This is a genomic window from Paraliobacillus sediminis (genome assembly GCF_003426055.1).
In genome coordinates, this window is the sequence record NZ_QJSI01000001.1 from 920,505 (window position 1) to 943,093 (window position 22,589).

At 35.8% G+C, this 22,589-nt stretch carries 20 protein-coding genes and 2 riboswitches; of the genes, 13 read left to right on the forward strand and 7 right to left on the reverse strand.

Annotation, left to right across the window (positions count from 1 at the left end; all coding sequences use genetic code 11):
• The first annotated feature begins 32 nt into the window (after positions 1–32).
• The 4 genes from htpX (at position 33) to D2K60_RS20850 (ending at position 2,585) form a co-directional block, all read left to right on the forward strand.
• Positions 33–947: a protease HtpX gene (gene htpX / locus D2K60_RS03960; RefSeq protein WP_117168680.1), complete on the forward strand. Its 915-nt coding sequence runs from the start codon at positions 33–35 to the stop codon at positions 945–947.
• Positions 948–1,287: 340 nt separating this feature from the next.
• Positions 1,288–1,611, forward strand: coding sequence for a PadR family transcriptional regulator (locus D2K60_RS03965; protein WP_117168681.1), 324 nt, complete (start codon positions 1,288–1,290; stop codon positions 1,609–1,611).
• A gap of 6 nt (positions 1,612–1,617) precedes the next feature.
• Complete coding sequence (locus D2K60_RS20845) at positions 1,618–2,214, forward strand: permease prefix domain 1-containing protein (protein ID WP_240335233.1); 597 nt, start codon at positions 1,618–1,620, stop codon at positions 2,212–2,214.
• A 20-nt stretch (positions 2,215–2,234) separates the two neighbouring features.
• A complete protein-coding gene (locus D2K60_RS20850) occupies positions 2,235–2,585 on the forward strand; it encodes a hypothetical protein (protein ID WP_240335234.1) in 351 nt (116 codons plus the stop codon).
• 135 nt (positions 2,586–2,720) lie between these two features.
• Here the strand turns inward: D2K60_RS20850 and D2K60_RS03975 are convergent, their stop codons facing one another.
• The 3 genes from D2K60_RS03975 to D2K60_RS03985 all read right to left on the reverse strand — a co-directional run bounded on the left by D2K60_RS03975 (position 2,721) and on the right by D2K60_RS03985 (position 7,696).
• The gene (locus D2K60_RS03975; RefSeq protein ID WP_117168682.1) at positions 2,721–3,791 is read right to left on the reverse strand and encodes a hypothetical protein; all 1,071 of its coding nucleotides are present in this window, start codon (positions 3,789–3,791) and stop codon (positions 2,721–2,723) included.
• A 131-nt stretch (positions 3,792–3,922) separates the two neighbouring features.
• On the reverse strand, positions 3,923–5,953 hold the full coding sequence (locus tag D2K60_RS03980; RefSeq protein ID WP_117169100.1) for a cellulase family glycosylhydrolase: 2,031 nt from the start codon (positions 5,951–5,953) through the stop codon (positions 3,923–3,925).
• A gap of 237 nt (positions 5,954–6,190) precedes the next feature.
• Positions 6,191–7,696 carry a DUF7309 domain-containing protein gene (locus D2K60_RS03985; protein WP_117168683.1) on the reverse strand — a complete coding sequence of 502 codons (1,506 nt, stop codon included), beginning with the start codon at positions 7,694–7,696 and terminating at the stop codon, positions 6,191–6,193.
• 366 nt (positions 7,697–8,062) lie between these two features.
• Here D2K60_RS03985 and D2K60_RS03990 point away from each other — a divergent pair, with 366 nt between their 5' ends.
• The 9 genes from D2K60_RS03990 (at position 8,063) to D2K60_RS04030 (ending at position 19,446) form a co-directional block, all read left to right on the forward strand.
• A complete protein-coding gene (locus tag D2K60_RS03990) occupies positions 8,063–9,058 on the forward strand; it encodes a nuclease-related domain-containing protein (RefSeq protein ID WP_162880689.1) in 996 nt (331 codons plus the stop codon).
• Positions 9,059–9,327: 269 nt separating this feature from the next.
• On the forward strand, positions 9,328–10,104 hold the full coding sequence (locus D2K60_RS03995; protein WP_117168685.1) for an Rpn family recombination-promoting nuclease/putative transposase: 777 nt from the start codon (positions 9,328–9,330) through the stop codon (positions 10,102–10,104).
• A 191-nt stretch (positions 10,105–10,295) separates the two neighbouring features.
• Positions 10,296–10,976 carry a ribose-5-phosphate isomerase RpiA gene (rpiA, locus tag D2K60_RS04000; protein ID WP_117168686.1) on the forward strand — a complete coding sequence of 227 codons (681 nt, stop codon included), beginning with the start codon at positions 10,296–10,298 and terminating at the stop codon, positions 10,974–10,976.
• Between the two features lie 145 nt (positions 10,977–11,121).
• A riboswitch (SAM riboswitch) is annotated at positions 11,122–11,227 on the forward strand.
• Between the two features lie 79 nt (positions 11,228–11,306).
• Positions 11,307–12,029: a phosphoadenylyl-sulfate reductase gene (locus D2K60_RS04005; protein ID WP_117168687.1), complete on the forward strand. Its 723-nt coding sequence runs from the start codon at positions 11,307–11,309 to the stop codon at positions 12,027–12,029.
• Positions 12,030–12,207: 178 nt separating this feature from the next.
• Positions 12,208–14,025, forward strand: coding sequence for an assimilatory sulfite reductase (NADPH) flavoprotein subunit (locus D2K60_RS04010; protein WP_117168688.1), 1,818 nt, complete (start codon positions 12,208–12,210; stop codon positions 14,023–14,025).
• Between the two features lie 23 nt (positions 14,026–14,048).
• The gene (gene cysI, locus D2K60_RS04015) at positions 14,049–15,761 is read left to right on the forward strand and encodes an assimilatory sulfite reductase (NADPH) hemoprotein subunit (RefSeq protein ID WP_117168689.1); all 1,713 of its coding nucleotides are present in this window, start codon (positions 14,049–14,051) and stop codon (positions 15,759–15,761) included.
• A gap of 38 nt (positions 15,762–15,799) precedes the next feature.
• The gene (sat, locus tag D2K60_RS04020) at positions 15,800–16,951 is read left to right on the forward strand and encodes a sulfate adenylyltransferase (protein WP_117168690.1); all 1,152 of its coding nucleotides are present in this window, start codon (positions 15,800–15,802) and stop codon (positions 16,949–16,951) included.
• A gap of 25 nt (positions 16,952–16,976) precedes the next feature.
• Positions 16,977–17,579 carry an adenylyl-sulfate kinase gene (cysC, locus tag D2K60_RS04025; protein WP_117168691.1) on the forward strand — a complete coding sequence of 201 codons (603 nt, stop codon included), beginning with the start codon at positions 16,977–16,979 and terminating at the stop codon, positions 17,577–17,579.
• Between the two features lie 76 nt (positions 17,580–17,655).
• Positions 17,656–19,446, forward strand: a complete 1,791-nt coding sequence (locus D2K60_RS04030) for an SLC13 family permease (RefSeq protein WP_117168692.1) — start codon at positions 17,656–17,658, stop codon at positions 19,444–19,446.
• A 13-nt stretch (positions 19,447–19,459) separates the two neighbouring features.
• On the opposite strand, the gene D2K60_RS04035 is transcribed toward D2K60_RS04030, so the two are convergent.
• From D2K60_RS04035 to D2K60_RS04045, 4 genes are all read right to left on the reverse strand, one after another.
• Complete coding sequence (locus D2K60_RS04035; RefSeq protein WP_117168693.1) at positions 19,460–20,278, reverse strand: uroporphyrinogen-III synthase; 819 nt, start codon at positions 20,276–20,278, stop codon at positions 19,460–19,462.
• A gap of 75 nt (positions 20,279–20,353) precedes the next feature.
• Positions 20,354–21,097 (reverse strand): uroporphyrinogen-III C-methyltransferase, encoded by a 744-nt coding sequence (gene cobA, locus D2K60_RS04040; RefSeq protein ID WP_117168694.1) that lies wholly within the window; start codon positions 21,095–21,097, stop codon positions 20,354–20,356.
• A gap of 94 nt (positions 21,098–21,191) precedes the next feature.
• Positions 21,192–21,301, reverse strand: a riboswitch (SAM riboswitch).
• A gap of 377 nt (positions 21,302–21,678) precedes the next feature.
• Entirely contained in the window at positions 21,679–21,819 is a 141-nt protein-coding gene (locus tag D2K60_RS20550; RefSeq protein WP_162880690.1) for a hypothetical protein, read from the reverse strand.
• Positions 21,820–22,366: 547 nt separating this feature from the next.
• On the reverse strand, positions 22,367–22,567 hold the full coding sequence (locus tag D2K60_RS04045) for a hypothetical protein (protein WP_117168695.1): 201 nt from the start codon (positions 22,565–22,567) through the stop codon (positions 22,367–22,369).
• Between the last annotated feature and the right edge of the window lie 22 nt (positions 22,568–22,589).

Consider the following 22,589-nt stretch of genomic DNA (forward strand, 5'->3'; position numbering starts at 1 on the left):
ACAAGTTTTATCATAGTAATGGAGGTCAATAAATGGGAAAACGCATATTTTATTTTCTATTAACAAACATTCTAGTGATGACGACAATTGTAATTGTCTGGTCACTACTTACAACATTTACAAATATAAGTGGTTCATTTGAGAATGCTGGTGGTGGATTAGGGATTAATTATGGATCGTTAATGGTATTCAGTCTACTCATCGGTTTTGCAGGTGCATTTATTTCCTTAGCAATGTCGCGTTGGATTGCAAAAAAAATGATGAAAGTAAAGGTTATCGACCCAAGTGGTCAATTAGGAGCACATGAACGTGCTGTAGTTGAAAAGGTACATCGTTTATCACGTGCAGCAGGCCTCGTTCATATGCCAGAGGTTGGGATTTATCAATCAGCAGAGGTTAACGCTTTTGCGACAGGACCTTCTAAGAAACGGTCACTTGTTGCGGTTTCAGTTGGACTTTTGAACACGTTAGATGATGATGCAGTTGAAGGCGTTATTGCACACGAGATCGCACACGTTTCCAATGGTGATATGGTCACGATGACATTATTACAAGGTGTGGTCAATACATTTGTCGTCTTTTTATCAAGAATTGTCGCGATCGTTGTATCGCGTTTAGTTCGTTCAGAAATGCAAATGATTGTCCGCTTTGTATCCATTATTGTATTTCAAATTCTATTCTCCATTCTTGGTAGTATGGTTGTCAGTGCATACTCACGTCATCGTGAATTTCACGCCGACCGTGGAGGCGGCGATTTAGCTGGGCGCGATAAAATGGCACATGCGCTTCGTTCACTAAAATCACATGTGAGCCAAGCAAAAGTTAATGATCGCACCGATGATTCGGCCATTCAAACAATGAAAATCAATGGAAAAGGTGGCATATCTAAGCTTTTCTCTTCACATCCTGATTTAGATGAGAGAATTGCGCGCTTAGAACAGCGCTAAAACCATCAAATGATCACAAAAGCATTGGAATTGATCACATATAGCTGAAGTTGATCATAAAGACAGTTAAATGATCACAAATGCTCGAAAATGATCACAACACCAATCAATTTGATCACAAAATATAAAAGGACGACTCCAAGAGGGCTTATGTTTATAATCCTCATGGAATCGTCCTTTTTTTCGTTAAATTATCGACAAAAGGAACAATTTCTGAAAAGATCTAAAGTAATTGATACTAATTACTTTACCTGTCGTAGTAATTATAGTATAGTAAAATTACTACGACAGGTAAAGTAAAATGCGATATCGGAAAATACTTACTAAAAGGAGAATATATTTGATTAGTAGTGACGTAATTCGTGGATATAACGATACGATGATACTCTATATGCTGCTGGAAAGCGACTCCTATGGATATGAAATATCAAAAAAAATTAAAGAATTGTCTAATGAAAAATATATGATAAAAGAAACAACACTATATTCAGCCTTTAATCGATTAGAGAAAAAAAACTATATTGAATCGTTTTATAAAAAAGAGACATTTGGAAAGCGACGTACGTATTATAGAATTACACCAGTAGGAATAGAATATTATCAAGAGAAGTGTAAGGAATGGGAATTGACAAAAGAAGTGATTAATCAATTTATTAGGAGGTAAACTGATTTGAAGACAATTATAAGTTATTTGGATAATATGTTTGCTAGTCTTCCCAAAACAATGCAAATGCAACAATTAAAAGAGGAAATAGAAGCAAATATGGCGGATAAGTACAATGAGTTAAAAGACGAAGGAAAGTCTGAAAATGAAGCAATAGGAATTGTTATTTCAGAATTCGGCAATATAGAAGAACTGATTAATGAATTTGACATTACATTTGATAAAGACGAAGAGAAGCGCCCAACATTAGAAAATGAAGTGGTAAATGACTACCTTAAAACGAGTAAGAAATCTGGCGTTTTAATTGGCATTGGTGTTGGCTTGTGTGTGTATGGTGTGGCGTTGTTAATACTTCTGACACAATTAGTAGAAGATGGTATAATAGCTGTTTTTTCAGATGAGATGGGTGATGTGATTGGTCTTATACCCTTATTATTATTTGTTGCAACTGCGGTTGGGTTATTTATATATGTTGGAATGATGGAGGATAAATTTAAGTATTTAGATAACGGATTTAAACTTTCCATTGAACAACAAAGAACTGTAAAAGATAGTAATGATGCATTTCATAAGACATATACAAAATCTATATCATTGGCGTAATCATATGTATTCTATCACCAATGATTTTAATTTTAACAACTGTATTTAATGAAGAGGCAACCACTTATGGTGTTGTAGCACTTCTGTCTTTAGTAGCTATAGCAATTTACATGTTTATATATTATGGAAAAATCAAAGATAGTTATAGAAAGTTACTGGAAATGGATGAATACGCTAAGTCACCTCAATCTGGAGAAAAAGAGAATAAGATAATTGGAGCTGTTGCGGCAATTGTTTGGCCACTTGCTGTTTGTATCTTTTTGATTAGTGGATTAGTATTTAACCAATGGCATATTAACTGGATCATTTTCCCTATTACTGGTCTGATATTTGCAATGTTTAGTGGAGCATACAGTATTCTTAAAGCTTAATAAGCTCGCTTGGATACGCTGATTGATCACATATAGCCGAAAATGATCACAACACCAACTAAATTGATCACAAAATATAAAAGGACGACTCCAAGAGGCGATATAATTCAATCCTCATAGAGCCGACCTTTTTTGTTAAATTGTCCATTGGTCCGTTACAATAGCAACGAGTTTCCAAATATCGTGCTCATTTTGTTCGAAAACCAGATTAATACTAGACCAATCCATTCCTTCGTATTCATCTGAACCTTCTGTGTAAAATTCAATCACTTTTGCTTCTGGGAATACGTCTTCTATATTATTTATCAAATTGCCACGTTGCTCAAACGAATCAACACGCACCTCATCAGGATCTAGTAGCGGCTCTGCATCGATAAACTCCTCAAAGTATTCATTTGGCGTCTGTTCAATAGGTTTACCACTACCATCATAATTACCCCAAAGATAAGTTTCCATATCTTCCAATAAATTTGTCACTTCGTTTTTCTCAAACGTGATCGCATCCTCCTCTATGTAAATATAAGGAGAGAATAATAACCCTTTCTCTTCATGGACAGTATTCGAGATAAACGCCATTTCTTTGTTAGCTAGTGCACGGATGATTTCTTCTGCCTTCTGTTCTACAGAAACCTGTTGGTCAAGTTGTTCCGTTTCAATTTCACTTATAATCCATTTATCTTCTCTCCATTTAGCATGATAAGTCATTTCGACATGACCGATTAACTCATTTTCTTGTTCTTGTATGATTTTATAATGATCCTCTGCAATCTCTTCCATTTGAAAATCCTCATCTTCTGCTAACCATGTTGGACTATCTTTTGCGATTAGATAGATTTGACCATCTCTTTTCTCTATATAAGAGTCAGTCATCCAACCTGCCAAATCCTCTGACATAACTTCCTCAAAATGATTTCTGACTCCATTTATCGTTTCGAATTCAGAAAGTAGGCCATCTTGATCTGCGGAATCTATTAACGTCACAAAAGCTTGTCGATACACTTGCATAACATCCCTTGCTGTTTCTTCAGTAAAAGTAGCCATTTCGTTAATATCATTTTGCTCTTCTGAAGGGGCTTGTTCCTCCTCACTAGATAAAGTGGAATCATCGGTATTGTTATTTTCGTTGCCTGAAAATATAGTTATACCAAAATAGATAATTAATGCTAATGCTAAGACAGCTACTATTCCAATACTGGCTTTTTTCATGATGCATGCACTCCTTTTTAATAAAGTGATTGTATGATTTCTTATAGTAAGAGTTTAACCTTTTTCTCAACTAGATAAACTTATGTGTATAAACTAAAAAAGTCAGACAAGTAAATGTCTGACTTTAGATATTAAGCTCGCTTACGCTGATAAAGATATATACCAGCACCTAATCCAATAAATAATATACTTATGAGCAGCCAGTTAAACATATTGGTTGCAGTATTTGGTAATATTGCACCCATCTTTTTAACTTCATTCTCATCTGCTGATGAAGCATCACTTACTGTTTGAACAGGAATATCAGATTCCGTTTCTTCAAAGACAGTATCCTTTGTGTCGTCAGAATTACTACTGTCTTTATCTGGTTCATCGGATGCATTGTCTGGTGTTTCGTTATCCACTTCCTTAGGGGGAACAGTATTTTCCTCCTCTTCTTGCGGAAGTTCATTATCTTGATCGTCCTCATCTGGAACGCTTTCTATAGGTTCAGCGATACCAGTTATCGCATCATTCTCTTTTAGTACTGTATAAGTTACCTTTTCACCACTCCAGAAATGGAAGGTTACTGTTACTTCACCGTTATTTAATTCATTGAAAAAGTTTTCTGTAAATGAAATTTGATTGGTGTCATAAGACGGTGAAAAAGTATAACCAAACTCTTTATAAGTTGTCCAATTTTGTGGACCAGCAGGTGTGCCATCTTGATACACAGCTTCTACTGTTGCAAGTTGATCACCGTTAAATGAAGTCGGAATAGCAAAGTCACTCATAGAGCCAGTAGTGTCTTCAAGTACAGGTTTCTCGTAACTAATTATTTTAATCGACCAATCTGCACCCTGATTAAATTTTAATGTAAGTACTGCATTTGTTCCTAATTCGTCTGAAGCAGTAAGTTGTGTTAACAGGCTTTCTTTTACTATTAAATTATCTCCATCTAGTTGGTAATCCTGGCCAGGTGTAAGTTCTGCATCATTCAATTGGAGGGAAGAGAACGTATTACCATTTAAATTTAATGGTAGTGATTCGTCTTCAAGCGTGTCTAATCTGTTTAAATAGATAAAGTCGCTTTCTGCTGTAGATGAGCGCGTATTCCAACTAGCCTCCATCATATCAAAAAGTTGTTGATCAGCCCATTCAAGAGACGTCCTTCCTAAATGTTGTCCATTATCCCATAGCATATGTGTAAAGTCTTTTTCTTGCGCATAGTGCATCATATACTCAAAGAACTTTAACTTTTCGCCTTGTTGAATGACACCTGTATGTGTGTCAAAACCTAATAAACCAAATTCACCAATGATGACTGGTATACCATTAGCGCTAAAAGTGTTGTGCACGCGATCAAAGGTGTTTATAATATCGTTTTTTGTATCTTGTTCAAATCTTGTATACCCAGCGATATTGACACTGAAAGGCCAAAATCCATAATAGTGAACCGTAGAAATTATATACGGATCATCCAATGCAACAATTGACTGATACAACCCATCCAGTTTTTCTTGTTCTGAACCCGTATCCAAAGTAGGTAATACGAGTGGACGAATCGCATTATTTCCACCTGATTCTCTTACAATAGAATAGAAGGATGTGTTTAATTCATTTAAATAATTCTGACTCTCTGTTGCGGATGCTGCGAAACGTGGTTCATTAATACTTTCGTACATGAGATCAGTAGAATAGTCTTTAAAATGATTGGAAAGTTGTGTCCAAATTGCATTATAACGTGCTAAAGATGCGTCATGATTTTCACTCATGCCAGACTCTAACCAAACCCATGAGTCATGATGAATATTTATCATGACTTTTATATCAGCGTCTAGGGACCAATTTACCGTATTTGTTATACGTTCTAAAAAGGCGGGATCAATTTGGTAATCAGGTCCAACCCCCATGCGTTGATCAAAAGTTATAGGAATTCGAATACTTTTGTAACCTTCCGCAGCAATCGTATCAATTAATTCTTTAGTCACAGAGGGGTTACCCCACGCGGTTTCATCTAGGCCAACAGCGTCAAATGAGTTTCCTAAGTTCCAGCCAGGTTGCATTTCTTTAACGTAAGATTGAATATCGACTTCTTCACTCTCAGCCGCAAAACTAACCGAGGGGACAAAGAAAATAAGGAAAAGAACTGATATAAATAAAACACTTGCGTAATTTTTCAAAATAAATAAATCCTCCCTTTACTAAATAGAATAGCTACCACTTTAGGTGAAACGACGCTTGTTGCACCTCCTCCGTTATAAGTAATTTCACATTGAAAACGTTTTCAATATAAAACTACCATACGAATTGTAAAGTAAATACCACAAAATAAGGATATAAATACATGTGAAAATTCTAGATTTTACTTTATTGACTAGTATGTGACCGAGTATATAGCGGATTTGTTTAACGTTCTGTCATTCTACTAAATCTTCCGACTCTATTTCTGCGATCCATTGTTTTATTTTAGACGTAAGAATGGGAATATCCTCTGATAGGCTTAACGAAATCGAAAGTGATGCACACAATGGTTGTAGAGCTCTTTCCAACTGTGCGGTTTCTACCTTTATTTCACTAGGTATACATGCTATATCGTTAATCATATCTAGTAGAGCAGCTTGTACTTGTTTTGAAAAATGGGTCGGTTCTATGCTTTGCTTGAGGATAAATTCTTCCTGATTGAGAGTTGCTCCAATAATGATATGAGGATAATAAGGTTGATGATTATCTGTATGCAACAGGATATTTGGCAGGATAATGCAGCCAATTTCCACCGAATAGTATAGCTGTTTAAAGTTATGTTTGATACGCTGTAGCGTAATTTCGGGGACAAGTAATTTCTCTTTTTTGTGATGGTTATTTTCTCGGAACTTTTTTACTATGTTTAGATGACTATCGTAATAGTTACCATCCGAATCTACCTTTCTAGCAAACCATTTATCTGCCGTGATTGGGATCAGAGTAGGCGAATCTATTGCACGCGTGATCGTATCAATTAATTGTGGAAGAACTTGTTGTATGATTTTGAATTCTTCTTTATCAATAATGCCATAAGCATGTCCAGGCCTAACACTTTCGATTACAGGCCAATCTACTTGATTAGGATAAATAGATTGTAAATGATGAACAGCTTGTTGATAAAAGTGAGGGATCTGATTTTTTTCAGAAAAGTGAATTTCAATTACACGTTGATCTAAATGAGGCTCTTGTCCATTTGAAGATTGAGAAAGGACGGTTAATAGTGTGTTAAGTCCTTCTGCTCCAGGATAACAAGCAAAGTCAACTAAACCAGCGTCAGTTCCAATCATTGAAAAATAGCTATAATTGTTTATCTGTGGTGTCCAAATCGCAATGAATTGCTTGATCTTTAAAATGCGCCAGGGCTCTAACTGATGATACAACTTAAGAAGCGGGAATAGTTGGTTATAATCTGCTACAGTTATTTCTGTATCTTGCACCAGTGCTGGTTGTTGAAAAGGACTGAGTTTGCTATTTATAGCAGGGGTGATTTTTTGCTTTGAATGTGCTGAAGTTGGGTCCTTTTTAAGGTTTATTACATGATGGCAAATTGGATAGCGTTTTGTTTGATCAACTAATAGAATATTATTTAAGTCAATGATTAGACGATGATATTCATCTGTTAAATAGACGTAACTAAAAGCAGTAATACCTTCTTTATATAAATCCATTAAACTAGTGCTGATTTCGTCCCTATTGTTATTTAGTGATTCGTCTACCACTCGGCTATACGTATCAAGGATAATCGTTTCAAACCAATGCGCACGGATTTTTGAGGCTATTTGACCTTGAAAGATTTCATGAAGACTAGCAAATGTAGTGTGGGCATCTACTAAAACGTAAAAATAGCTATCCTCGACCTCAACTTTCTTTTGTACTTTAGAAATGATTAATTCATGTATCATCTAGACATCCCGCCTTTATTTGAAATATGTCTCTTTGTATACTACATTAGATATCGTTTTTGTCTATAATGTTTTGATTTCTGTCAAAATTGAGATGTAAAAAGCTTTCTAGAGGGGTTTTCTTCATGTTTGATCAAAAAACTTAGCCATTTGATCACAAACAGCCGAAGTTGATCACAACCTGATAAATTTGATCACAAACATCGACAGATGATCACAAACCTATCGCATTTGATCACAAAAAACGAACCTAATAAAAAAACCCACAAAATGATGCTTGCTTCTTTTTCAGAAATGAATTATTATATTTTTAACTCCGCAGACTTCTACAAGATGAACCTACTAAGTTACCTCGAGGTGATAGCAATGCTCCATAAAAAACACACAATTCCTTCTCGCCTTTTACTTGATCAAGCGCTAATGAGACGCATCAACTATGATCATCCGGCATATCCGACCATTAGTAGAAATCATAATTGGCAAATCGCAGGATATAAAGGCGAGTTAGGAATAGAATTCTATTTGAGACATCTCCCACAAGAAAACCTACATATTTTTCATAATCTACGCCTTCCAAATGATAGTGACTTTTTTGAAATGGACACTTTATTACTCACGCCTTATTTCGCTCTTATTATTGAGATAAAAAATATCGCTGGAACACTGTATTTCGATACTATTTCTAATCAATTGATTCGCGACCAAAACGGAAAAGAAACAGGATTTCCTTCACCTATCCTTCAAGTGGAAGAACATAAGGGCAATTTTGAAAAATGGCTCTTCAATCAATTCAAAATTGATTCCTTTCCGATTCATTATCTAGTTGCAATAAGTGAACAAGAAACGATCATAGATGTGATTGAAGGTAGTGATAGGGAAGGTGTTTTTCAAAAGGTTATGCATTTTCCTTCTATAAAAAAACGGTATCTAACTTTACTACAACAGCACCCTCGCAAGAATGTAAAAGTCCAGACTCTGCATAAAATCATCCCAACTTTACTACATCAACACAAACCATTTCACCCTGCCTTTCCATCACTTTATTCACTAAAACCAACTGATATTTTATCAGGTGTATACTGTAACGCATGTAAGCAACTAACGATGAAACGGATGCATGGGAAATGGCTTTGTTATTCCTGTGGGCAAACTTCTCTTGATGCACACATAGAAGCTATTGATGATTTTCTATTATTAGTTGATCGAAAAATAACTACTAGGCAATGTATGGCGTTTATTCAAATTGATAATCGTCATCTAGCGAATAGACTATTAATAAACAGTTCTCTCATTTCGGTAGGGAAGAAAAAAGGTAGATATTTTGTAAAAGAACCCGAATGCTCACAAATCAACCTAAAATGATCAGATAAAATAGAAGTTGCTCACATCCTGATAAATATGCTCACAAATCTTACCGATTTGATCATAAAAAAAGTTGCTCAGACAGCAATTTTGTTTTTTCTTGACAATTAAATCCTTGAAATTTGCTCCTTCAGCTTTTTAACTCGTGTTTTAATAGAAAATAAGTATAAAGAAATGCGATATCATCCTTTTTACGAATGGAAAATACTTTGCTATGCTATGTGAAATGTAACATCGTCGCAAAATACAAGAGAAAAGGGTGATGAGAATTGAGAGAAGAAACAAGTGATTTTCCACTAATAGATTCTAAAATTGATTGTACTTTTAAAAAGATTTTTGCTGGAAATCAAGCCGAAAAAAAGGTGGTTTTAATTGCCTTTTTAAATGCTCTTTTAGAAGAAAAGATAACAGCTATTGTCACTATAAATTTACCCGAAAATAAGCTATCAATCATGGATTTAAAAGTAAAAACAGCATGTGATGCATACATAGATGTTGAAATACATGTTCGCAATGTCGAGCATTATCGTAACCGTTCGTTGTATTATAAATCTACTTTAATTAGTGAGAAAATTGCGGAAGGCGAGACCTATTATAAATTAAAGAAATGTATCTCTATTAATGTATTAAACTTTAACTTGTTACAAGAAACTGAAGCTTATCATACAGTTTTTAAAGAAACGAGATCAATAGGAGACATAGAGATTCATTATTTAGAAATGCAAAAGTTACTCGGGCAAGAACCATTAACGCCATTAGCAGAATGGTTGTATTTCATTCGAGATGTGGATGTGGAAGAAAAGCAAAATGCACTAACCAAAATAAAGCAAAGAAATAAGATGATTAAATTGGCAGACGCTATTTTGCACAGCGAAAGCAATGAGCCGTATCGTCTTTCAAGTAACCAGCATCTGATGCGTAATGTTCAAAGTATAGCTAAGGAGGAGATTGCTATCAAAATGTCACTTGAAGGAATGGAACTTCCGCTTATTACAAAAATAACAGGATTAGACGAGGAACAAATTAGGCTAATAATTAGAAATTGATCACAAATTTGATTGAAATGATCACAAACAAAGCCATTTGATCATAAAATAAATAAGACGATCACAAACAATACAAATATGCTCACAACCCCCAAAACTTAATCAAAATCTAAAAAGTGAACGCAAATCTTCAAAAAAATCCCCATACGTGTATAATAAACCTAACATCAAATTTAAAAGGGTGAAAGCGTATGAATGAAGCAGAAAAATCAAAAATGTTAGTTGGTACAGAAGCAGCTAAATATGTAAAAGATGGTATGAAGGTTGGGTTAGGTTCTGGTTCTACTGCGTATTGGATGGTTAAAGCATTAGGCGAGCGTGTCCAACAAGGACTAGATATTATAGGTGTTCCTACTTCAGCACAAACAGAAAAGTGGGCGCAAGAATTTGGTGTTCCAACAACCGATCTATCAGAAGTTAGTGCGTTAGATATCACAATAGATGGAGCAGATGAGGTAGATCAAAATCTCCAACTAATCAAGGGTGGTGGAGGAGCGCTGTTACGTGAGAAAATGGTGGCCATTGCTGCTGACAAACTACTAATAATTGTTGATCAATCTAAAGTGGTTGACCATTTAGGAGAATATCCTCTACCAATTGAAGTTGTGCCATTTGGATGGAATCTTACAGCAAAGCGAATCGCTGCATTAGGATACGAACCAACTATTAGACTTAGTGGTGATACGCATTACATTACAGACAATGGAAACATTATTCTAGATTGTAAATTCGGAAAAATAACACAACCAGCAAAGTTACACGAACAATTAATACAACTAGTAGGAGTTGTGGAGACAGGATTATTTATCAATATGACAGATACAGTTATTGTTGGTAATCAGGGTGGGATAAACGTCTTAGAAAAGAAATAAGTAGAGATTATTTCTGACTACATTCCATTTAGAAGCCAATAAAAATAAATTGTCAGAATTAATGTGTAATTCCAGTTCTAGCTATTGACATTTTCCTTGAGTAGTAATATGATTTGTACAATGAAAAAACTAATTAAATAAAGTATTCTTATCAAGAGAGGTGGAGGGACTGGCCCTTTGATACTTCGGCAACGGGTCTGCATTAGATACTGTGCTACGTCCAGCAAGTGTATACACTTGGAAGATAAGAAGATGGGTAAATAATAGATGTATAAACCTCTCTTCTGAAATATCAGAAGAGAGGTTTTAATATGAAGGGAGGAGAATAGGATGAATAATCAGCTATTATATGAAAATTTCTCTGTCGACCCGTTTATAGATTTTAATCCTACTGATGATACTAAAGGTGCTGCTAGAATAGTAGAGTGGGCATATGAAACATATGGCGAATCCGTTGTATATGCTTGTAGCTTTGGTGCAGAAGGAATGGTGTTAATTGATTTAATTGCTAAAGTGAAAGAGGATGCTGAAATTGTATTTCTCGACACAGACCTTCACTTTCAAGAAACATATGACTTAATAAATGAGGTTAAAAGACGCTATCCAAAACTTAAAATCAATATGAAAAAGCCAGATTTAACAGTAGAGGAACAGGCAGAAAAACATGGTTCTGCATTATGGAAGAGACAGCCTGATCAATGTTGTTTTATTCGAAAAATTAAACCATTAGAAGAAGCACTTAGCGGTGCAACAGCTTGGCTTTCTGGTTTAAGAAGAGAGCAATCAGTAAGCAGGAGTAATACCAATTTTGTTAATAAAGATGACCGTTTTAAATCAATTAAGGTGTGCCCATTAATTTATTGGACTTGGGATGATGTTTGGGAATACATTGAAGCAAATGAATTAGCTTACAATAATTTACACGATCAAGGATATCCAAGTATCGGATGTATCCCGTGTACCTCTGCAGTTAGTGACAATGGAGATAGTCGTGCTGGAAGATGGCAAGGTTCAAATAAAACAGAATGTGGCTTACATGTAGCAAAGGAATAATTTTCAAAACCAGTCAAGGGATCAATTAAAGTTAGATTCTATTTTTTATCCCTTAATCCCGACTAAACTAATTAGAATACAAAGGTTAAGAATAAAGCCGTAAGATAATAAAAGGAAACTAGATCAATAGTTGCCTTCTTTTATAAATAGAATCGTATATATGAGTGGGGTGATATTTTTGGAATTTCAAACGACGAACAGTATTTTTAATCAAGAACAAGTAGAGCTACTAAATCGCCTTGTACCATCGTTAACAGAACAACAAAAGTATTGGTTAAGCGGTTATTTAGCAGTATCTCAGTCTGGATCAGTAGTACAACAACCTGGAGTAGAAGTAGCTTCTGTTGAAAAGAAACCAGTAGAGGTAACAGTACTTTATGGAACAGACACTGGTAATTCCCAGGGGTTAGCTGAAAATATGGGTGAACAGCTAGAGCAAGATAATTTTGTTGTTACGGTTTCTTCACTAGAAGATTTTAAACCGAAGAATCTAAAAACACTTAAAAATTTATTGATTGTGACGAGCACCGATGGAGAGGGAGATCCCCCAGATAATGCTATATCATTTTATGATTTTCTACATGGTCCTAAGGCTCCTAAACTAGAAGATCTACGTTTTTCCGTTCTCTCATTAGGAGATAGCTCTTATGAATTCTTTTGTCAAACCGGAATAGATTTTGATAAACGTTTAGAAGAATTAGGTGGAGAGCGTTTTTATCAGCGTATTGATTGTGATTTAGACTTTGAACAACCAGCTGAGGAATGGTTTTCAGGGGTATTAGCTATTTTGAAAGAGTCCCAGGGTGGAGAACAACAAGTAAGTGAAACTGGAAATACTCAAACAGATGCAGCGACTGATGGTCATGCATATTCGAAGAAAAATCCATTTACAACAGAAATATTAACGAATCTAAATATTAATGGACGTGGCTCAAATAAAGAGACGCATCATCTTGAGTTAGATTTAGAAGGTTCTAATTTACAATATGAACCTGGAGATAGTCTAGGTATTTATCCTGAAAATGATCCAGTATTGGTAGATCAATTAATTGAAAAAATGCAGTGGGATCCTAATGAACGCGTCTCTATCGAGAATGATGATCATGGTGATCGCCCGTTACGGGACGCTCTAATCTCAACGCTTGAAATTACAATTTTAACGAAACCATTGTTGGAGAAAATTGCAGTCTTTACTGGTAGTGAAGGATTAATTAAACTCGCTCAGTCCGATAATAGAGAAGTAATTAATGATTATCTTGAGGGAAGAGACCTGATTGATTTAGTAGATGATTTTGGTCCATGGGACGTTTCGGCAGTTGACTTTATTAAACTGCTTCGTAAAATACCAGCACGTCTTTACTCAATCGCAAGTAGCTTAAAGGCAAATCCTGATGAGGTTCATCTAACGCTTGGCACTGTTCGGTATCATGCACATGGTCGTGATCGAGTTGGTGTTTGTTCAGGGCAATGCGCTGATAGATTAGAAATTGGCGATAGTTTACCAGTTTTTGTTCAGAGTAATGAGAGATTTAGATTACCTGAGGAAACAGCTAAACCAATTATTATGATTGGAGCAGGGACTGGTGTTGCACCATATCGTGCTTTTCTTCAAGAACGTGAAGAGATTGAAGCTGATGGTAAGGCGTGGCTATTTTTTGGCGATCAACATTTCGTTTCAGATTTCCTCTATCAAATCGAGTGGCAAAAGTGGCTTAAAGATGGTGTGCTATCAAAAATGGATGTGGCCTTTTCTCGTGATACGGATCAAAAGGTATATGTACAGGATAGAATGTTGGAACAAAGTAAAGAACTTTATCAATGGATACAAGACGGGGCTCATGTCTATGTTTGTGGAGACGAGAAGCACATGGCCAAAGATGTGCAGGCTACATTGTTGTCTATTTTTGAAAAAGAAGGCGGCATGAACGCAGAACAAGCAGAGCTATTTTTAACAACAATGCGTAAAGAAAAACGATATCAGCGTGACGTATATTAATTTTGTAGCAAGGGGGATTCATGATGACAACAAATAAAACAAGAGTGCAAGATCAACCTCTAGATGAAATGGAACAAATTAAAGAAGACAGTAATTTCCTTCGTGGAACGCTCGTTGAAAGCTTTGCAGATCGTCTTACTGCGAGTATTCCTGATGCTCAAACTAAATTATTAAAATTTCACGGTAGCTATCAACAAGATGATCGTGATGTTCGTCTAGAAAGAAAACAACAAAAGCTAGAACCAGCATACTCCTTTATGGTCCGTGTACGTGCACCTGGTGGTGTCGCAACTTCGGAACAATGGTTGGCGATGGATGAGATTTCTCAACAGTATGGTAACGGTACGATGAAACTTACGACACGTCAAGCTTTTCAACTCCACGGTATTTTAAAGTGGAATATGAAAAAAAGTATGCAAGCAATGGACGCTGTATTAATGGATTCACTCGCAGCTTGTGGCGATGTGAACAGAAATGTAATGTGTACAGCTAATCCATATCAATCAGATATTCATGCAGAAGTATATGAATGGTCGAAAACATTAAGTGATTACCTTTCACCAAGAACAAAAGCGTATCATGAGATTTGGCTTGATGGAGAGAAACAAATTGATAGTCGTGATATAGATGAAGAACCGATGTATGGTAAACACTATTTACCTAGAAAGTTCAAAATAGGTATTGCTGTACCACCATCAAATGATGTCGATGTTTATTCCCAAGATCTAGGGTTCATCGCGATTATAGAAGATGATAAACTGCAAGGCTTTAATGTCTCTGTTGGTGGCGGAATGGGAATGACTCACGGAGATACTGCAACTTATCCACAATTAGGCCGTGTAATTGGTTTTATTCCAGTTGACAAAATAGTAGATGTGGCTGAAAAAGTTATTACGATTCAACGCGATTTTGGAAACCGTTCAAATCGTAAGAATGCTAGATTTAAGTATACGATTGATCACTATGGTCTTGACTGGTTTAAAACAGAGCTAGCAGAAAGACTTGGTTATGAACTTGGCGAGGCGCGTTCTTTCAGCTTCGATCATAATGGTGATCGTTATGGTTGGTTAAAAGGTGATGGTAAATGGCACTTAACATTATTTATCCAAAATGGACGAATTGCTGATTCAGAAGACTACAAACTGATGACTGGCTTGCGTGAAATTGCTAAGGTTCACACAGGTGATTTCCGTTTAACAGCAAACCAAAACGTTATTATTGGTTCTGTAACTGCAAAAGACAAACCTAAAATAAACAAATTGGTTAAAGAATATGGTTTAACAGATGGCAAACAAAACTCTGCCTTACGAAGAAACTCTATGGCTTGTACGTCATTTCCTACTTGTGGATTGGCTATGGCTGAAGCAGAACGTTACCTTCCGTCTCTTATTGACAAACTAGAGTTGGTCATTGATGAAGTTGGTCTTAGAGATGAGGAAATTATCATTCGAATGACAGGTTGTCCGAATGGCTGTGCAAGGTCCGCGCTTGGAGAAATTGGTTTTATTGGTAAAGGGCCTGGAAAATATAATATGTATTTAGGAGCAGGCTTCACGGGTGATCGTCTAAGTAAGATGTATAAAGAAAACATTGGCGAAAAAGAAATTTTAGACACGTTAAAACCAATGCTTCATTCTTATGCAAAAGATCGTAATGAAAAAGAACACTTTGGTGACTTCGTTATTCGTCAAGGCTATATTGAAGCAGTGGAGTCTGGTTTAGATTTTCATGCGTAATAATTGCTTCACTCAAAACATATTGGAGGTTTTTTTAGATGTCAATTGAAGCACATGGTGGCACATTAATTAATAGACAATTAACGGGCACCAAAAGAGAAAAAGCAGTAACGAATGCCACTGCTTTAAAAGATTTAACTGTAAATGCATGGGCTATATCTGATTTAGAATTAATTGGTATAGGTGGTTTTAGTCCACTTACTGGTTTTTTGGGACAAAAAGATTATCAGCGAGTTGTCAAAGAAACACGACTAACTGACGGAAGTGTTTGGAGTATACCAATCACATTAGCAGTTACGGAAGCGCAAGCAGAAACATATCAAATTGGTGAAGAAATTGCCTTAAAGGGCGAAGACGGTGTTATTTATGGCACGATCCAATTAGAAGAAAAGTACAGCTATGACAAAAAGCTTGAAGCAAAAAACGTGTATGGAACAACCGATGAAGCACATCCAGGTGTGAAAAAGTTGTACGAAAGAGGCGATATTCACTTAGCAGGTCCGATTACCTTATTAAATCGACCAGATCATAGTGAATTTGAAGCCTTTCATATGGACCCTAGCGAAACACGTGCATTATTTACGGAACTAGGTTGGAAGACAATTGTTGGTTTTCAAACGCGTAATCCTGTTCATCGTGCGCATGAATATATTCAAAAGAGTGCATTAGAAGTAGTTGACGGTTTGTTATTAAATCCACTTGTTGGTGAAACAAAGTCAGATGATATTTCTGCAGCAGTGCGGATGGAAAGCTATCAAGTAATACTTAAAAACTATTATCCAGAAGATAGAACGCGTTTAGTTATCTATCCTGCGGCAATGCGCTATGCTGGCCCTAAAGAAGCTATTTTACATGCGATCGTGCGTAAAAATTACGGATGTACCCACTTTATTGTCGGACGCGATCACGCTGGTGTGGGTGATTACTATGGAACATATGAAGCACAAGACTTCATTCGTCAATTTGAAGATGAATTAGGAATTCAAATTTTTGCATTTGAGCATGCCTTTTTCTGTACTGCATGTGAAAACATGGCTACTGCTAAAACGTGTCCACACGATAAAGAAAATCATGTTCATCTAAGTGGAACAAAAGTAAGAGAGATGTTACGTAATGGAGAGAAACCACCAAAACAATTTTCACGTCCAGAGGTTGCAGAAGTACTTATTAAAGGGATGCAAACAAGCTAAATTTTGATTTAGGGGGGCTACAATTATGCACGAATCAACCAACATTGTTTGGCACAACTCAGAAGTTTCAAAGCAAGATAGACAAGAACAAAATAATCACAAAAGTGCGGTTCTCTGGTTTACAGGCCTTTCTGGATCTGGGAAATCTACTGTGTCTGTTGAACTAGAGAAAAAGTTACATGAATTAGCGGTTCATACCTATCGTTTGGATGGGGATAATGTCCGTCACGGTTTAAATAATAACTTGAAGTTCAGTCCGGAAGATCGTACAGAGAATATCCGACGTGTAGGTGAGGTAGCAAAATTGATGGTGGATGCAGGCTTAATAACATTAACTGCATTTATATCACCGTATAAACAGGATAGAGAAAAGGTACGTGAACTGTTAGATGAAGATGAATTTATTGAGATTTATATGAAAGCAAGTGTAGAGACCTGTGAAAAACGTGATCCTAAAGGACTTTATAAAAAGGCACGAGCAGGTGAAATTAAAGGTTTTACTGGTATAGATGCACCATATGAAGAACCAGAGCAGGCCGAATTAACGATAGAAACAGATAAACAAACAGTAGAAGAAGCGGTTGATAGTATTATCGATTATTTAAAAGAGAAGGGTTATCTCGTCTAAATAGTTTGATAAACAAGTCATAAAACTCTCTGCAACGAATTGATGAAATTGACAACTATATGTTAGGGGGACACATATGACAGGCGAAATGATCTTTACTTTTATCGTAGTTTTTATAATGTTAATTGGATTAATTAAAGAGATAGCTCGTCCAGATATCATTGTGTTCACCGCGTTGTCAATCTTTTTTATTACTGGTATTTTAACTGCTGAAGAAGCATTTGCTGGTTTTTCTAATCAAGGTATGCTAACGGTTGCTTTGCTATTTGTTGTAGCTGGTGCGATTCAAAAAAGCGGTTTAGTAGAACAAATTATCTTTCGATTATTGAAAAAAGGGAAGTCTGATCAACGTACCTTGTTAACATTTTTATTACCAATTACAGCAGCATCGGCATTCCTGAATAACACACCGATTGTTATGACACTAACTCCGATTGTCCGGAAATGGTGTATCGATCATAATATTGCTCCTTCTAAGTTTTTGATTCCTCTTTCCTATGCGACAATATTAGGTGGAATTTTAACTTTAATGGGCACATCCACTAACCTTGTTGTACACGGTTTGATGGTAGAGAGAGGGATGGAAGGGTATTCGATGTTCACATTAGCCAAATATAGTTTGCCAGCTAGTATTTTGGGGCTTATTTATTTGGTGACCATTGGATATAAAATTCTCCCGAACTATGAAGTGTCAGAACCGACAGTTACGGAGAAAAGTAGAGAATATTTAATCGAAATGGTTATCGAGGAAAATTATCCATACTTAGATAATCCATTAGTTAATAAGACTGTTGAAGAATCGGGATTAAGAGATTTTAAAGGTGTTTATTTAATAGCGGTAATTCGAAATAACGAAAAAATATATCCAGTCAGAAATTCAACAAAAATAAAAGCAAATGATCGTCTGATATTCACAGGTGTTATTTCACGAATTGCAGAAATTCAAAGTAAAAAGGGAATAGAATTAAAGACAGGAACAAACGTCACATTAGAAAAGTTACGGAATGGGAACACACAAGTGATGGAAGTTGTAATTTCACATCAATCTTCTCTTCTTCATAAAAAAGTAAAAGAGAATAAATTTCGTGCTAAATATGATGCTGATGTGATAGCTGTTCATCGAAATAATGAACGAATCGAAAGTGGTATTGGTGATATTACACTAAAAGCAGGAGATACACTTCTCTTATTAGCTGGTGCCGACTTTGAAGAAAAATTTGCGCAATCCAATGACTTTTATGTGGCAATGCCATTGAATAAACATCCATTGTTGCACAAGATTGATAAGAAAAATGCCTGGTTATCTATCATGATACTCACTACAATGATTTTCTTGGTAAGTTTCGGGGTCGTGTCGATGTTAAAGGCAATGATCGTTACGGTGATTCTTTATATTGTATTAAAAGTTATCAAGCCTGAAGATATTAGTAGGGACATGCAATATCATGTTTTATTATTGATTGCAAGTGCATTTGGTGTTGGGCAAGCTTTGTTTAAGACTGGAGCGGCAGACTGGATTGCGAATCAGTTAATTGTAGTTTCTGAGCCTTTTGGTATGTTAGGTATATTGGTGTTACTTTATGTCGTAACAGTTACTTTTACTGAAATGATTACAAATAATGGTGCAGCCGTATTAATGTTTCCTATAGCAATAGAAGCCGCTAATAAATTAGCAGCTGATCCTATGGCGTTTTTAGTTATTATAACAGTTGGTGCTTCTGCTAGCTTTCTATCACCAATAGGCTATCAGACAAATCTGATCGTTTATGGCCCAGGTGGTTATAAGTTTACGGATTATTTTAAAGTAGGTTTACCACTAAGTATTATTGTATTAGTCACCACAATTGGAATGATTTATTTATACTAGAAGTGAGAGAGTATCAGTCTGTATTAACAGGCTTTTCTTTCGTTTTATAATAATTAGCTAGTGATATAACCATCGCTCCCATTTTTGGTTTGTCAGGAGTTAATACACGATTGACACCAAAATGTCTTACTTGCATTTCGGTTACAATGCCAATATTAACTGCTAGAACATCGCTCTCAAAGGCTGCAACTAATTTATCAGTGTGCGCATAGTCAGAAAAAAGATTTTCCGCTTGTGTTTTACTTGTAAATAAAACAGCATCTAATTCTTTTGTCTCGATTAACGTTCTTAAGTTTTTCAATGTCTCAGCTTCAGGAGGATTATAGTAATAGGGCATCGATTGATAAAGCGAAATTGGTAATGCTCGTAACTGATTTAGTAATTCTTCTTCATCTTTATTGTAAGCTTGAAAGAAAAATTTCTGTCCATCAATTTGATTTGTCTTTAATTCTTCTATTAATTTATCCATTGTTCCATCAGATGAGGAGAAATACGGTTTTAAATTCCATTGCTTCATCCAATTCAGTGTTTTACTTCCACGAGCAGCAATTTTCTTTCCTCTTAATGTATCAATATATAATTCTAGCACACCAAGATTTTTGGCCGCGTTCTCTAACCCCTTAGCACCAATACCAGTTGTGAGAATAACCCAGTCATAATCTTCTGCAATTAAATGCTGCACGTCTTGCTCTGCCTTATCTTCAAGAAGAATACGTTCCCCTTGAATAGAACGAATAACTGGAGTTCCCCCTTTTTTTCTAATAATTGTACTGATTTCATCGGCCTTTCTATCTGCAGTAACACCAATTTTCTTTCCTTCTAATTCCATCATCTGTTTACTCCCTTTCTGTATCAAACATGACTTAATTAGTTTGCATCACCTTATTGAATAAGATGATGCAAAAGTTTAGGACGGTGCAATTTCTTCAAACCATTCCAATTTCTCTCTTAATCGTACAACTTTTCCGATTACAATCATAGAGGGGTTATCAATTTCATGTAGTTTTTCGTTGATTGTTGCTAATGTACCAGTGATTGTTTTTTGCTTGGGAAGTGTGCCCCAATGAATAAGCGCAACTTCGGTGTTAATGTCCATACCATTCTCAGTTAATCTTTTAGAAATCTCTGGGAAATGTTTCACTCCCATATAGATACAAAGTGTTTCTACACTACCGACTAAGTTTCTCCAATATTCATTCGAATCCTTTTGCGGATTAAAGCCAGTAATAATGGTGATAGAAGAGCTTAGGGTTCGGTGTGTCAATGGTATGCCAGCATAAGCAGGTGCGGCAATACCAGCTGTAATACCAGGGACTATTTCAAATGGAATTCCAGATTCTTTTAGGAGCTGTGCTTCTTCACCACCCCTGCCAAAAATAAAGGGATCCCCACCTTTTAAACGTGTGACGATTTTGTCTCCTTTTGCATGTTCACAAAGTAAATTGTTAATCTTATCTTGGTGTAAGGTGTGATTTCCAGGCAATTTTCCACAATAAATTAACTCGGTATCTTTTGAAGCATAGTTGAGTAATTCCTCATTTACTAGGCGATCATACAAAATTACATCTGCTTGTTTAATTGCTTTTAATCCTTTAATTGTTAATAGTTCCGGATCTCCAGGACCAGCGCCAACTAAATAGACTTTACCCATTTCATAACCCCCAACTTTTGCTTTTCAATAATAATCATAATATAAAAAATTCTCCTCCCTAGTTAAATAGAAAGAAGAAATACATGCATCTTACTACTTATCTATCAAGTATAGGAATACTTGTGGAGTTGGCACAGTTCTAAAAAATAATAGCCTGTTGCCGAGGCTTCATCGGGCCAGTCCCTACACCTCTCTGGATAAGAATCGTTAATTATTAAGTTATATCTATAAGAATAGCATTAAAAATCAAATAAAGTCAATTAAATCCCGACTTTTTTAATAGGAATAGTTAATTATAAGTTTCACTACGTCACATTTTCTATCAAATTCATAAGATGAGACGTAGTGATGGGAACGAAGTCAACTTTAACTTTTATTTGTGAGACATCCTAGTTATCGCTAGACTTAAGTGCCTGTTTAATGCTGTGAAAGTTTCATAAATTACTACCTCAACTTTCGTACTGTAAAACAGGCACTTAAGTTTTGGTATAACAAGAAAGTCTAACAATCCAAAATAGAAGTTGACTTCACGCTTCTTTAGTAATCATCAGTACGTGTGATCTGACGCACTCGAGAGAAACTCAGTCGTAAGAGAGGCTCTTACCCGCTACGTCAGTAAATGGATTCGCTTTCCGTGGGCACAGTCTAAAGCTTTCATTGGTAAAGAAAAACACTTCACCAAGTGGATCTTCGACTTGTGCTGTTCCCCACAGGAGTCTCACCCATTTACTTCCTCCGCTGATTAAAGCAACTATTTCTAAATATTAAAAAACATTAACAACAGAAAGTTACTAATAAAGTTGTTGATGTTTTTTAATTCATTATGTAATAGAGCACCCGCTAAATATTTATAGACTAATCTAGCGTATCAAATGAAATTGACGACATCCTCGAAAATAAAAAACAATTTTCTTCGTGCGATGCATTGCTGTCGTAGCCTTCCTTGTCCTGCAGGAACAGCACGGGCTGAAGATCCACTCGGAAAGCGGTCTTTGGGCCTGCGATTACTCGACCCACCGAAAACATTTGCTTATCCGAGTTAGCTGAAGCCGTGCCTGCGGAAAGGGAATCAATTTCATTTGAGGAGCGGGTCTGGAAATTCTTATTTACGACATATTCTATGGTAATTCAGTTATAAACAACTTTTTTAAATAGTTTCAAGCTTTATAATGAAAACACTCCAAACTTATAACAACCAACGTTTAGAGATTATTATTATAAGTGAAAATTGCGTAAATCATTAAGAAAAAAAGACCTCTCTTTAAGGTCTTATTTGATATTATCTGTAGAATCTTTATTTAATTTTTCCTTTTGTTTCTCTTCAATAAAGACCCAACCATAATAAATTATCCAAAATAAAATGGCTACTGCGATAGAATATTGACTTAACGTTTCAGGTAGATAAGTTATTAATAGATAGAAACTAAGAATAAATGGTGGTAAAAGTAGTGCTAATTTTCTCCAGTGCATAAAACGTCACTCCTTCATGTAC